The sequence below is a fragment of the Seonamhaeicola sp. genome, from assembly GCF_028281565.1.
Taxonomy (GTDB): Bacteria; Bacteroidota; Bacteroidia; order Flavobacteriales; family Flavobacteriaceae; genus Seonamhaeicola.
Genome location: NZ_JANQJQ010000037.1, coordinates 31,731 through 45,070, shown reverse-complemented (window position 1 = coordinate 45,070; position 13,340 = coordinate 31,731). Strand labels below are relative to the sequence as shown.

Sequence of the window (13,340 nt, the reverse complement as noted above, 5' to 3'; positions counted from 1 at the left end):
TCATGGCCTATAACATTCAGGATAATCCTTTTGTAGTACCTACAACCGATGGCAAATCCATAAAAGAGCATTTTGGATTGGCTACCGATGGTAATTCTCAAATAAGTATTGCTCACATGACAGCGCCTTCCGGTTGGAGTGAGCCATTCCAAACCCCGGAATTTGATGAATACACGTTCATCGTCAAAGGTAGAAAACAGTTCATCATTGAAGGTGAAACGGTGATTCTAGAAGCCGGTCAATCCATAAAAATTGAAAAGAATACCAGGGTTCAATACGCCAATCCTTTTACAGAACCTTGTGAATACATCGCCATTTGCACACCTGCTTTTTCAATGGATTTGGTAAACAGAGAAGTTGAATAATGAACAAATACCTTCCTAACATTATTGGAGCCTTGGTAAATGCTACCGCATTGGTTTCATCTGAATATGCTGCTAAACAAGCCATAAATATGTTTTCAACACCGCGAAAGGGCAAACTGACCGGTGAAGAAATTGAGTATCTGAATGCAGCCACAACAGAACAGATCCCGTATGATGGTATACTGATCAAAACCTATAAATGGGAAGGGATCAAAGAAACCGTTTTACTGGCCCACGGCTGGGAAAGCAACTCGTACAGATGGAAAGATCTGATAGACATTCTAAGATCTGAAAATTATACGGTGCTTGCCCTGGATGCACCGGCTCATGGCGGTACCACTGGCAAGTATTTTAATGCGCTTGTATATTCGGAATGCATTAATCTTGTTACACAAAAGCATCATGTCAATATTATTATCGGACATTCGGTTGGAGGTATGTCCACTATTTTTTCGCATTATAAAAATCCAATAGCATCCGTTGAAAAATTAATCCTAATTGGTGCGATGGCCGATTTTATAGGTGTTTTCAAAAACTACAAAAAAATGATGGGCTATAGCGAAAAGGTTTCAAAGGCTTTAGACCACTATATCCTGAAGCATTATGATCATTTGCCTGAATATTTTTCAGCAGCAAATTTCTCTGAAGACCTTGCTACAAAAGGACTTATCATTCATGATAAGGGAGACGCTATTATTCCGTTTTCAGACGCCCTGAAATTTCAAAAAAAATATACCAATGCCAAATTGATAACTACGGAAGGCTATGATCACAGTATGAAATCTGAAGAAGTTTATAAGCACATTCTCAACTTTATTAACGCCTAGATTTGTTGTACTTTTCTTCGGTAAAAAGTTAAATTTTGTATTCAAAAAATTTACAAAATTTAACTTCACCTCAGTAACCACCCTTCAACCGCCTTAGGGCGTCGCTTTGTTAGTCCATACATTTTTTTCATTTGGTTTTTTCGAATTTTCAAATGAAAAAATTCATGTACTTTTGAGTCATGGATGAATCTTTAAAACGCATCAATAAATATTTAAGCGAAGTTGGCTATTGCTCCCGAAGAGAAGCAGATAAACTGATTGAAGCCGGCAGGGTAACCGTTAATGGAAACATCCCGGAAAAGGGCACTAAGTTATCTCCTGATGATGAAGTACATGTTGACGGAAAGCTCATTTCAAACAGCAAAAAGGCGTTTGTTTATTTAGCGTTCAACAAACCCGTTGGCATTGTTTGCACCACAGATACACGCGTTGAAAAGGATAATATTATTGATTTTATAAATTACCACAAACGCATCTTCCCTATTGGCCGATTGGATAAACCCAGTGAAGGCTTAATACTGCTGACTGATGATGGCGATATTGTAAACAAAATTCTCAGAGCCAGTAATAACCACGAAAAGGAATATGTTGTCACAGTAGACAAACCTATTTCGCAAACATTTGTTGAGCGTATGTCTAAAGGGATTTATTTGCAGGAATTAGAGCAGACCACAAAACCCTGTATTGTAAGGAAATTGAATTCAAATAAATTCAAAATTATACTTACCCAGGGACTGAACCGGCAAATTCGAAGAATGTGTTCGCATTTGAATTATGAAGTTAAAACACTTAAACGGGTAAGGATTATGAATATTACATTGGACTTACCTGTTGGAAACTATAGAGAACTTACAAAAGAAGAATTTGCCGAGTTGAGCAAACTGATTAGTGATTCAACTAAAGAATTTGTGCCTAGAACCGTAAAACGAAGACGATAGCATGACTCAAAATACAGCACCTTTCCATTTAGCGATTCCTGTTTATAATTTAGAGGACTGCCGGGCGTTTTACAGAGATGTTTTGGGTTTTGAAGAAGGCAGAAGTAGTGCTCATTGGGTTGATTTTAATTGCTTCGGACATCAGTTGGTGATTCATTACAAGCCCAAAGCATCCGATACTGACTTACATACGAATCCGGTTGACGGCAAAGACGTTCCGGTGCCTCATTTTGGCGTTGTGCTTCCCTGGAACGATTTTTTTGCTTTCGCAGAACTGTTAAAAAGCAAAAACATACAATTCATTATTGAACCTTATATTCGGTTTGAAGGTTTGATTGGCGAACAGGCTACCATGTTCTTTAAAGATCCTTCCGGCAATGCTCTAGAGTTTAAAGCCTTCAAAGATCTAAATCAGCTATTCGCTAAATAATGTAAGACAATTTAAGATCTTCTTTCTCTGGCTAAAAGAGTATTCTTCAGAAGCATGGCAATGGTCATTGGACCAACGCCTCCCGGGACAGGCGTAATATAACTGGCTTTTTTGCTTACGCTTTCAAAATGCACATCGCCGGCAAGCCTGTATCCATTTTTCTTTGTTTGATCCGGAACCCGCGTAATTCCAACATCGATCACAACCACATCTTCTTTCACCATATCTCCTGTTAAAAACTCAGAAATTCCGATAGCCGCTACTATAATATCGGCCTCCCGGGTTATTTCCTTTAAGTTTTTAGAACGACTGTGAACAACGGTAACGGTAGCATCTCCGGCTTTACGCTTTTGGCTCATCAGAATACTCATGGGACGGCCAACAATATGGCTTCTGCCCATAACCACTACATTTTTACCGGACGTTTCAACCTGATATCTTTCCAGTAACTCCATGATACCATAAGGCGTAGCCGGCAAAAAGGTTGGTAAATCCAATGCCATTTTACCAACGTTGGTTGGATGAAATCCGTCGACATCTTTATCAGGATCAACTGCCATTAATACCTTTTGCTCATCAATTTGATCCGGTAGAGGCAATTGCACGATGAACCCGTCTATGTCGTCATTCGTATTCAGTTCACGAATTTTCCCTAACAATTCTTCCTCTGAAGTATATTCCGGTAATTCAATTAGGGTAGAATTAAAACCTATCTTTTCGCAAGCTTTCACTTTAGCATTAACGTAGGTCATACTGGCACCGTCATTCCCTACCAAAACGGCTGCAAGATGCGGTACCTTTTCGCCTTTAGCAACCATGGCTTTTACATGTTCGGCAATTTCTTCTTTAATGTCGTTACTAACTTTTCTACCGTCTAAAATTGTCATTTTATATTAGTTTACAGTCTCGGTCTCAGTCACAGTACTAATCACTCATCATTAGCTCCGAACTTAGCCGGATTATTAATCATATAATTTATTAACTTTCCAATTTCCTTTCCTTGTTCAGAATATTTCGAATGATCTTCCCGTGAAATATATTCACAGGCTAAAGCAAAGTCTAACCATGTACTTGTTTCAGAATTCTCTCCATCCGCATCGGTCAGCTTACTTATAAAATGTTTTGGGTATCTTCTTTTTCTATAAGCCTCAGATATATTGGCACAAACTGAACGAGAACTTCTTCTAACCTGATCTGTTAAAGAATAAGTTTCTTCTTTTGGGAAAGACTTTGAAACATCAAATATTTCCATTGCTAATTCAAATGCTTTTTTATAGGCCAATAACTCTTTAAAATCCATATTTAGTAAATCTGAAAACTGTGACTGTTACTGAATACTAGATTAACGCATGCCTTTCATCATCTGCATCATCTTTCTGCCACCGCCACCTTGCATCATCTTCATCATTTTGCTCATTTGATTGAATTGCTTCAATAACTGGTTGACCTCCTGAACAGAAGTCCCTGAACCCTTTCCTATTCTTTTCTTCCTACTGGCATTTATTATGGATGGATTCGCTCTTTCTTTAGGGGTCATGGAGTAAATAATAGCCTCGATCCCTTTAAAGGCGTCGTCATCAATATCAATATCTTTCATCATTTTTCCGGCTCCCGGGATCATTCCAACAAGGTCTTTCATATTCCCCATTTTCTTGATCTGCTGGATTTGCTTTAAGAAATCATCAAAGCCGAATTTATTCTTGGCAATCTTCTTTTGAAGCTTTCTGGCTTCTTCTTCATCAAACTGTTCCTGAGCTCTTTCAACAAGAGACACCACATCTCCCATACCCAAAATACGATCCGCCATACGTGAAGGATGGAACACATCAATAGCCTCCATCTTTTCACCGGTACCAATAAACTTAATGGGTTTGTTTACAACAGATTTAATTGAAATAGCAGCACCACCGCGCGTATCACCATCTAATTTAGTCAGGATAACACCCTCAAAGTTCAAGACATCATTAAATGCCTTAGCCGTATTTACAGCATCCTGACCGGTCATGGAATCTACCACAAATAAAGTTTCCTGCGGTTGAATGGCTTTATGAATGTTTGATATTTCGGTCATCATGGCTTCATCTACTGCTAAACGACCTGCGGTATCAATAATAACCACATTGTGCCCGTTAGCTTTAGCATGCGCTACTGCCGCCTTTGAAATAGCTACCGGATCATTATTACCTCTATCACTAAAAACCTCAACACCAATTTGGTCACCAACTATATGTAACTGATCTATCGCAGCCGGACGATACACATCGCAGGCCACTAATAAAGGTTTTTTAGTCTTTTTATTTTTAAGATAATTAGCCAATTTACCGGAAAAGGTTGTTTTACCGGAACCCTGTAAACCGGACATTAAAATAACACTCGGCGTAGCAGACAAATTAATACCGGCAGCATCACCACCCATAAGCTGGGTTAATTCGTCTTTTACAATTTTAACCATCAATTGCCCCGGCTGTAATGTTGTTAATACATTTTGACCCAGCGCTTTTTCTTTAACCCTATTGGTAAACTCTTTGGCTATTTTAAAGTTAACATCCGCATCAAGTAGAGCACGTCTAACCTCTTTTAAAGTTTCTGCAACATTAACCTCTGTAATACTCCCGTGTCCCTTTAATACGTGTAAGGCTTTATCTAATTTATCACTTAAATTATTAAACATAATTTTCTTGAAATTTTAAGAAGTGCAAAGTTACGTATTTGAGGTGTATTTATAAAGCCAGGTTAATAAAAATGATTGGGTTTTAATTATAGCTTAGTAAAGCCTGCTTTCAATACCACGGGTAGGCAGGTGCTCAAAGAGTTATACCTGAGATCCCGAAATAAATTCGGGATTAGTTCAACTAACCATTTTGAATTCGTGTTACCCACTTTTTCAAAATGGAGTTTCACTAAAAAAGGCTGTCAAATTTAAAATCTGACAGCCTTAAAGGAAACTTAGCTAACTAACCTAACAAACCGAAAATCCAAGTTTCTCTTTTTTATTAACCAATCAACTTTAATTATTTGTTGCTTCAAGAACTAATACACGCTCAATCGCTCCGGTTGCTGAGTAATCTTTCAGCTCAATTCTATTTGGAGTGATTTCTTTAATTCTCCACCTGTGATTAAACTCACCTAATATATCATCATCGAATTTAACACCTAAAAACAATCCTTCATGTCTATATGATAACCAGGAGCCAACAATATTTCTCCCATCGCCTTCTGCAAATAATTTACCTTCCTCACCAAATCCAATGACGTAATCAAGATAGTTCTCAGTTAAATCTGCATCCTGAACCATATATGAAGCTACTTTCCAGATACCGGACATTAATACGTCATCAATATAGTTTAGGTCATCATCTACATCAGGACAGTGTCTTTTAAGTACCATTCTATTATGGTTATTCTCTAATTTGATCAGATCCGGACCTAGGAATGTGATTAACCAGTGAAGTTTTAAGTCTGGTCTGCCTTCTAATTCTATGGTTAATCCAATAGGACCACCGGCATTCACAACAAATACTTCGTAAGTACCTTCAACTAACTCACCGTTAATTCTAATCTTAACAACATTATTTTCAAAGAACTTAAGTGGCGTACCTATATAATCTTTTTCATTATCTGTATTGTCAACACTTAACCTGGCTATTCTCCATAAACATTCCTGCAGGTAGTTTTCAACACGCTCTATAGTATGATCTATAACTACATCACAATTTCGATGCATAATAATTCTTCCACCGTCTCCATCATAAATCTTAACTTTACCTTCTGCTATTTCGTAGATGAACCACTCTAATGTAAAGTCAGCTAAGTTTTCAAACTCCATTTTTAACTTCGCACCTCTTCCCATAACAATTCTGGTTTCCCAGGTTCCTGTAAGCATATCACCATTTCTGGCTCTCATCACAACAACACCATCTTCTTTGAAGTTGATAGCATAATCAAAATATCTATCTGTTAAAGCAACAGCATTTCTTTTGAATTCATTTACTAACCAAGGACATTTAACCAAGTAGTTATCTAAACGTTCTTTAGTGAAGTCGTCATCATTATGATCATTATCATCGTCTTCATCACAGGCATCCTTGGCTTCTTTAATAGTTCTGTGTAACTCTTCGTTACTGTTCACTTCTATTTCAGTACCGTCAGCTAATACCATGGTAACCGGATAATTAATACTTGCAATCACCTCATTGTTTCTTACACGTTTTATGAAACGGTGTAATTGCTCATCATTTTCAATTTCAATGGTATCAATAATTAAAAAGTCCGCATTAAAAATTGAGAATGAAATAGGGTATTTAAAGTCTATACACTCAATGTCATCGTCTTCTTCATTTTCTCCACCACATTCTTCAACGTAAGCTTCTAACTCATCTGCATTATTAATGACAACTTCGTCATGATCTGCATTGATAATGGTGATAGGGAAGATCATTTCAAGGCTATCCTCATCTTCATCAAACTCGTCAAAGATGGCTTCAATAACTTCGAAGTCTTCTTCCGAATCGATAATAATTTCTAATCCGTTAGCTATAACCGTAAGGGGTAATTTAACAGATATACAGCTGGCACGGTCTATAATATTGTCTCTAGATCCGTCCATTTTTGAAGTAGCACTTACAAAGGTTGTTAATTCTGAATCAGCCACTAAAGCTTCCGCTTCTGTAGGCTCAGTAATGTCAACTACTTCTTCCTGACATGATGTAAACATTAAAAGGGCAAAAAAAGGTAGTAATAGTAAAATTCTCCAATTAGTTTTCATGATATTTGATTTTGGGTTCAACATAGCTTTTTGGTGATAAAACAATTTAACTTTAAAAATTCCTACCCTGCAACTCAAAAAAAATCTCAAATTCCAAATTCCAAATTCTAAAAAGCCTTATTTTCGTAAAGAAATATTATGCTTAATATTATAGATTACTGTTAATATTTCTTTACGTAGATTCCCGCTTTCGCGAGAATGACAATTTTAAAGGAAACCTCTACGCTTAGCTTCGAGGAGTTTTTTTTTGAGTGCAACCAACTACCAACAAACATGAGTAAACAACTACATGACAATATTTGTGCTGAGCATATTTTTTCATCTATATTTAATAAACACGCCAAAGACCTACACAATTTTTTATATTATAAGTTTGGAGAATTGCTAAACCCAAAAGACAAGGCACAGGAAGCCTTTGTAAAACTTTGGGAAAACTGTTCTAAAATAACACCGGACAAGGCTAAAAGTTTTCTTTTTACTACTGCTAACAATTTAATGTTGAATGAAGCGGCACACCAAAAAGTGGTTTTAAAGCACCAACAAATTGCCAAACCTAAAATGAGCACCAATGAGAGTCCTGAATTTTTAATGCGTGAAAAGGAATATAATGATAAACTACAAAGAGCCCTGGCAAATTTAACCGAACCGCAACGTGTGGCATTTATGATGAATCGTGTTGAAGGGAAACGGTTTAAAGAGATTGCCGATATTTTGGACATATCTACCAAAGCCGTTGAAAAACGGATTTATGGCGCTTTGAAAAAATTGCGGGAGGAGATTCAGGAGTTGTGACAGGTGACCGAAGACCAATGAGCGAAGACTGAAGTACAAGGTATTAAGAACAAAGAATAGAGAGCATAGAATAAAGACAGAATCTGAATAATAAATACTGAGTACTGTATACTTTAGACTGAAGACTGAAGACTGAAGACTGAAGACTGAAGACTGAAGACTGAAATTTAAGCTTTTGAAAAAAAATTAAATGACAAGGGTAGGAAAAAATAAAACTTAATTGTTATATAGTTGAATAAAGGAATCATGGAACGAGAAACTTTAATATTAAAATGGTTAAATAACGATCTGAATGATCAGGAACTTCAAGCCTTTAAAAACCTTGAAGACTATGATGATTTGGTGAAGTTAAACAACAATATACAAGGGTTTAAGGCTCCGGAATATGATGCTTCAAAAGAACTTGAAAGTGTGTTATCTACTATTAGAAGCAATAAAAAGCAAAAGACGCATTGGATAAAACCATTGCTGCGTGTTGCTGCTATTCTGGCCATTTGTTTTAGCCTTTATTATTACACTACAACTATTGATACTACAATTACCACAGACATGGCTCAAAAAACTACGGTTGAGCTTCCGGATGCATCCAGTGTATCGTTAAATGCAAAGTCGGTTTTGGTATTCAATAAGAATTCATGGAAAAACAACAGAGAAGTTGAACTACAGGGCGAGGCCTTTTTTAAGGTTGCCAAGGGCTCTTCTTTTAACGTTATAACAGAAACAGGAACCGTAACGGTTTATGGTACTCAATTTAATGTAAAACAAAGGGACAATTATTTTGAGGTTATTTGCTACGAAGGTTTGGTAGGCGTTACTTTTAATTCTCAAGAAACAAAATTAAATCCTGGTGACAGTTTTTTAATTATCGATGGGAAAATGATTGCTAAAGAAAAAGAAAACAGCTTAACACCTTCGTGGTTAAATAACGAAAGCCAGTTTAAAAGTTTGCCTTACAAACAAGTCATTGCAGAGTTTGAAAGACAGTACAATGTTGATATTACTTTAATTGGAGTAGATTCTGAAGAGGTATTCACAGGTAATTTTACACATGACAGTATTGAAGTTGCCTTAAAATCTATTACCTTGCCTTTACATTTAACTTATAGTCAATCAGGCGATACTATAATCTTAAAGCGTGAATAGAAAAAGACTCTTTTCTCTTTTTATTTTACTGTTTTTTTTGAATGTTACTCTGTTAGGGGCGCAAACCGTTCAAAAAGAAAAGCAATCACTTACAGCCGTTTTAAGTGTATTGGAAGACCGATACAACATTAGCTTTTCTTATGCTGATAAAACTGTTAAAGACAAAAAAGCTATGTTACCCTCCAAAGACATACCTTTAGAAGACGCTTTAAGGATTCTTAAAAAAGAAACCCAATTGGATTTTGAACTGCTGGACAACAGGTTTGTAGTTATAAAGCCTGTAAAAAAAAAGAGAACCAGTTTTAGAATACAAACCCTTGAAGAAGTCATTGTTACCAATTTCCTTACAACAGGTTTAACAAAATTAAACGATGGATCTGTCACCATAAAACCCGAAAACTTTGGTATTCTTCCCGGGTTAATAGAACCTGATGTTTTACAGACCATACAGTCATTACCGGGCGTTTTAAGCACAGATGAAACCGTTTCAAACATCAATGTCAGAGGTGGTACTCATGACCAAAACCTATTGCTTTGGGATGGTATAAAAATGTATCAATCCGGTCATTTTTTCGGGCTTATTTCAGCATTCAACCCTTATATCACAAAAAAAATAAACGTTTATAAAAACGGAAGCGGTGCCAAATACGGTGATGGTATTTCCAGTATTATAGACATGCAATTACCGGATGATATCGATAATGAGTTTAAAGCCGGACTGGGTTTAAACCTGATTAATGCCGATGGATTTGCTAAAATTCCGCTTTCAGATAAAACGGAGTTACAAATTTCGTCGCGCCGTTCGGTGACCGATTTAATTGAAACCGCTACTTACGATCAGTACTTCAAACGTATTTTTCAAGATTCAGATTTTGGCAATAACGTCAGAAATTCGATCTCTCAAAATGAGTCGTTTTATTTTTATGATGTTACCGCTAAGTTTTTATATGATATTACGGAACAAGACAGACTAAGGTTTCACTTTTTAAACATAAACAACAGGTTTAATTATGATGAACAGTCCACTATCAATGATAGAACCGAAGCTTTAAACAGTAATCTGTCACAACAAAATCTATCTTTGGGAATTACATATACCAGAGATTGGACAGATCAATTGTCAACCACAGCACAGGTCTACGCATCCAATTACGATCTGGATGCTACCAACCATGATGTTATAAATAATCAACGGTTAATTCAGGAGAACAGGGTAAATGACCGTGCTATAAAACTTGACATCAATTATGAGCATAATTATCAATTAAAGTTTAATGGCGGTTACCAATTAAATGAAGTGGGGATCAGTAATTTAGAAGATGTTAACAATCCAAGCTTTAGGCGTTATATAAAAGAGGTTGTCAGGAGTCACTCGCTTTACGGAGAGACCGCTTTATTATCTTATGGCGCACAAACCAAGTTAAAACTGGGCGCTCGTTTAAACTACCTGGATAAGTTTGAAATGGCCTTTGTTGAACCCAGATTAAGTTTTAGTCAACGCTTTTTAAACGATTTCAGATTTGAAGTTTTAGGTGAATATAAAAGTCAGTTTACATCACAGATCATCGACTTACAAAACGATTTTCTGGGCATTGAAAAACGACGTTGGGTACTTTCAAACGACAATACGGAAGTTGTTGAAAAAGAAAACCAAACCATTTATCCTGTTCCCGTTCAAAAAAGTAAGCAAATTTCGGCTGGTATTCACTACAACAAAAACAAGTTGTTGATCAGTGCCGAGTCCTATATTAAAAAAGTGGATGGTATTACAACCAGAAGCCAGGGATTTCAGAACCAATATCAATTTGTTCACAGTATTGGCAGCTATGAAATCAAAGGTGTAGATGTATTACTAAACAAACAATTTGATGATATCATAAGTACCTGGATTTCATACTCCTTTAGCAAAAACAACTATTTGTTCCCGGATTTAAACAACGGCAACGAATTTCCGAATAATAATGATATCAGGCACGCTGTTACCTTTGCAGGAACCTATACACAAAATAATTTTAAACTGGCTGTCGGACTAAATTGGAATTCCGGCAGGCCTACAACATATCCTGCTGATCTGAACAATCAAAGTAATGTTATTATAAATTATCAAAGTCCTAATGCCGAAAATTTAGAAGATTACTTAAGAGCAGATTGTTCTGCTACTTATTCATTTGATATCTCAAGGACCTCGAAAGCTACCATTGGAGCTTCGATTTGGAACGTTTTAAACAGGAAAAACATTATCAATGAATACTATACCGTTATTGAAGATGAGATTATACCTGTTCAAAATGAGTCATTGGGCCTAACGCCAAATGTAAGTTTTAGAGTGCATTTTTAGCTTTTTTTAAAGATTTTCGGTCTAAAAAATTGCATTTTGTCGAATATTATATTCATTTTATCGGTAAAAGTGAATTATTATTTACATTGAAAAAAATTAAAGTATGGCCTCACTAAATCCGCTTAGTTCAAATTTAGATTTAAGGAAAGCTAAACACTTACTTAGAAGAGCTACTTTTAACTATACAAAAGAGCAGCTGGACACCTTTGTGGGGATGTCAGCCATAGACGCAGTTAATAGCCTGACAACTAATGTTCCATACATTTTAGCAGAACCTTATGACCCGCTTCCAACTGAAGCGCCCGACGGTTATTGGACCTCTTCAACGGAACATCCTAACACATTTGATGGTCAGTTTAGAAAACGGGCTTACATTACCGCATGGTGGTGGCATAATGCTTTTAATCAGGTAAGTTTAAAATATAAACTGTCCTTCTTTTTCCATACTTGTTTTACAGTTGCAAAAGATAATGGAGTAGGTTTATCGCCTTTTTTCTTTGATCATATGCGTTTACTGGATTTTTATGCTTTAGGGAACATAAAAGAGTTAGCCAAAAAGATAACACTGGATAATGCCATGTTAGATTATTTGGACAATACACAAAATAACAAGAATAACCCTAACGAAAACTACGCAAGAGAGTATTTGGAATTATTCACCATTTTAAAAGGCGAACAAATTGGTGAGGGTAATTACACCAATTACACTGAAGTAGATATACAACAGGCCGCCAAAGTATTTTCCGGTTTTAAAAAACAATGGGACAGAAATGGCAATATAGACCCGGATACTAATCTACCAATAGGCTATGCCAATGCAAATCAACATGACCCAAATGATAAAACATTTTCAAGTGCTTTTAATAATCAGGTCATTACAGGTAGAAGTACTGCCGAAACAATGTTTGATGAATTGGATGATTTTGTTGAAATGGTTTTTGCCCAACAGGAAACGGCTAAGGCATATTGCCGAAAACTATATAAATACTTTGTAAAAAGCGAGATTACCGAAACAGCGGAAACAGATATTATAGAGCCACTTTCAGAAATTTTAATCAACAATGATTACGACGTTTTACCTGTAGTAACAACACTCTTATCCAGCGAACATTTTTATGATGCTGACGACAGTGATGCTACAGATAATATTATCGGTGCTATTATAAAAAGTCCGTTACAGTTACTTTGTGAAGTGTTTTCATTATTTGAAATCACATATCCGGATCCGGAAACAGAACCGCTTTATTTTTACCGAAACTTTTTCCATTGGTACATTAGTAGCGGATATTTTCAGCCATCCGGTATGGAATTTTATAATCCGGACTCTGTAGCCGGTTATCCTGCTTATTATCAGGAACCGGGGTTTGACAGAAATTGGTTTTCGTCCAATACTATTATTGGAAGGTATACCCTGGTAGCTGCTATCCTAACTCAGAATTATATTCGTGCCGATTTAGATACCGTTTTATTTGTAGAAAATAAAATAGACGCCAATGCAGCTCAGGACCCTAATACACTGGTCTCCAGTTTAACTGATTTAATGTTTCCCGAAAGTGTTGATACAGATAGAATTAACTACTTTAAAACATTTTTAATTGGCAATGCTGATGATTACTATTGGACCGGAGCCTGGTTACAGTATATAAACACGCATAGTGAAGATGACAAAAACACTGTTAAAACAAGGCTGGACTCCCTAATAGTTGCCCTGGTTAATGCAGCAGAATTCCAACTAATGTAAA

General features: G+C 36.3%; 12 protein-coding genes. 8 read left to right on the top strand and 4 right to left on the bottom strand.

From position 1 onward, the window contains the following. The first annotated feature begins 2 nt into the window (after nucleotides 1-2). The 4 genes from Q0983_RS15560 to Q0983_RS15545 all read left to right on the top strand — a co-directional run bounded on the left by Q0983_RS15560 (nucleotide 3) and on the right by Q0983_RS15545 (nucleotide 2,560). Nucleotides 3-365 (top strand): cupin domain-containing protein, encoded by a 363-nt coding sequence (locus Q0983_RS15560; protein WP_299555441.1) that lies wholly within the window; start codon nucleotides 3-5, stop codon nucleotides 363-365. Beyond that, nucleotides 365-1,192: an alpha/beta hydrolase gene (locus tag Q0983_RS15555; RefSeq protein ID WP_299555438.1), complete on the top strand. Its 828-nt coding sequence runs from the start codon at nucleotides 365-367 to the stop codon at nucleotides 1,190-1,192. Before Q0983_RS15560 ends, Q0983_RS15555 begins: the two co-directional genes overlap by 1 nt. A gap of 179 nt (nucleotides 1,193-1,371) precedes the next feature. Then, nucleotides 1,372-2,130 (top strand): pseudouridine synthase, encoded by a 759-nt coding sequence (locus Q0983_RS15550; RefSeq protein ID WP_299555435.1) that lies wholly within the window; start codon nucleotides 1,372-1,374, stop codon nucleotides 2,128-2,130. A 1-nt stretch (nucleotide 2,131) separates the two neighbouring features. Continuing rightward, complete coding sequence (locus Q0983_RS15545) at nucleotides 2,132-2,560, top strand: VOC family protein (protein WP_299555433.1); 429 nt, start codon at nucleotides 2,132-2,134, stop codon at nucleotides 2,558-2,560. Between the two features lie 11 nt (nucleotides 2,561-2,571). Here the strand turns inward: Q0983_RS15545 and folD are convergent, their stop codons facing one another. The 4 genes from folD to Q0983_RS15525 form a co-directional block, all read right to left on the bottom strand. Further along, nucleotides 2,572-3,447: a bifunctional methylenetetrahydrofolate dehydrogenase/methenyltetrahydrofolate cyclohydrolase FolD gene (gene folD, locus Q0983_RS15540; RefSeq protein ID WP_299555431.1), complete on the bottom strand. Its 876-nt coding sequence runs from the start codon at nucleotides 3,445-3,447 to the stop codon at nucleotides 2,572-2,574. Between the two features lie 41 nt (nucleotides 3,448-3,488). Further along, nucleotides 3,489-3,860, bottom strand: coding sequence for a four helix bundle protein (locus tag Q0983_RS15535; protein ID WP_299555428.1), 372 nt, complete (start codon nucleotides 3,858-3,860; stop codon nucleotides 3,489-3,491). A gap of 42 nt (nucleotides 3,861-3,902) precedes the next feature. Further along, the gene (gene ffh / locus Q0983_RS15530) at nucleotides 3,903-5,231 is read right to left on the bottom strand and encodes a signal recognition particle protein (protein ID WP_299555425.1); all 1,329 of its coding nucleotides are present in this window, start codon (nucleotides 5,229-5,231) and stop codon (nucleotides 3,903-3,905) included. Between the two features lie 336 nt (nucleotides 5,232-5,567). After that, entirely contained in the window at nucleotides 5,568-7,325 is a 1,758-nt protein-coding gene (locus Q0983_RS15525) for a hypothetical protein (RefSeq protein ID WP_299555422.1), read from the bottom strand. Between the two features lie 273 nt (nucleotides 7,326-7,598). On the opposite strand from Q0983_RS15525, the gene Q0983_RS15520 reads away from it, so the two are divergent. The 4 genes from Q0983_RS15520 to Q0983_RS15505 all read left to right on the top strand — a co-directional run bounded on the left by Q0983_RS15520 (nucleotide 7,599) and on the right by Q0983_RS15505 (nucleotide 13,339). After that, nucleotides 7,599-8,117, top strand: coding sequence for a sigma-70 family RNA polymerase sigma factor (locus Q0983_RS15520; RefSeq protein WP_299555419.1), 519 nt, complete (start codon nucleotides 7,599-7,601; stop codon nucleotides 8,115-8,117). A 246-nt stretch (nucleotides 8,118-8,363) separates the two neighbouring features. Continuing rightward, nucleotides 8,364-9,260 (top strand): FecR family protein, encoded by an 897-nt coding sequence (locus Q0983_RS15515; protein ID WP_299555418.1) that lies wholly within the window; start codon nucleotides 8,364-8,366, stop codon nucleotides 9,258-9,260. 37 nt (nucleotides 9,261-9,297) lie between these two features. After that, the gene (locus Q0983_RS15510) at nucleotides 9,298-11,598 is read left to right on the top strand and encodes a TonB-dependent receptor plug domain-containing protein (protein ID WP_299555415.1); all 2,301 of its coding nucleotides are present in this window, start codon (nucleotides 9,298-9,300) and stop codon (nucleotides 11,596-11,598) included. Between the two features lie 103 nt (nucleotides 11,599-11,701). Continuing rightward, nucleotides 11,702-13,339 (top strand): DUF1800 family protein, encoded by a 1,638-nt coding sequence (locus Q0983_RS15505; RefSeq protein WP_299555413.1) that lies wholly within the window; start codon nucleotides 11,702-11,704, stop codon nucleotides 13,337-13,339. The last annotated feature ends 1 nt before the right edge of the window (nucleotide 13,340 follow it).

What these genes read in the sequence shown, in the direction of transcription:
- Q0983_RS15560 (WP_299555441.1), top strand. Translation starts at nt 3, where the DNA reads ATGGCCTATAACATTCAGGATAATCCTTTTGTAGTACCTACAACCGAT.
- Q0983_RS15555 (WP_299555438.1), top strand. Translation starts at nt 365, where the DNA reads ATGAACAAATACCTTCCTAACATTATTGGAGCCTTGGTAAATGCTACC.
- Q0983_RS15550 (WP_299555435.1), top strand. Translation starts at nt 1,372, where the DNA reads ATGGATGAATCTTTAAAACGCATCAATAAATATTTAAGCGAAGTTGGC.
- Q0983_RS15545 (WP_299555433.1), top strand. Translation starts at nt 2,132, where the DNA reads ATGACTCAAAATACAGCACCTTTCCATTTAGCGATTCCTGTTTATAAT.
- folD (WP_299555431.1), bottom strand. Translation starts at nt 3,447, where the DNA reads ATGACAATTTTAGACGGTAGAAAAGTTAGTAACGACATTAAAGAAGAA.
- Q0983_RS15535 (WP_299555428.1), bottom strand. Translation starts at nt 3,860, where the DNA reads ATGGATTTTAAAGAGTTATTGGCCTATAAAAAAGCATTTGAATTAGCA.
- ffh (WP_299555425.1), bottom strand. Translation starts at nt 5,231, where the DNA reads ATGTTTAATAATTTAAGTGATAAATTAGATAAAGCCTTACACGTATTA.
- Q0983_RS15525 (WP_299555422.1), bottom strand. Translation starts at nt 7,325, where the DNA reads ATGAAAACTAATTGGAGAATTTTACTATTACTACCTTTTTTTGCCCTT.
- Q0983_RS15520 (WP_299555419.1), top strand. Translation starts at nt 7,599, where the DNA reads ATGAGTAAACAACTACATGACAATATTTGTGCTGAGCATATTTTTTCA.
- Q0983_RS15515 (WP_299555418.1), top strand. Translation starts at nt 8,364, where the DNA reads ATGGAACGAGAAACTTTAATATTAAAATGGTTAAATAACGATCTGAAT.
- Q0983_RS15505 (WP_299555413.1), top strand. Translation starts at nt 11,702, where the DNA reads ATGGCCTCACTAAATCCGCTTAGTTCAAATTTAGATTTAAGGAAAGCT.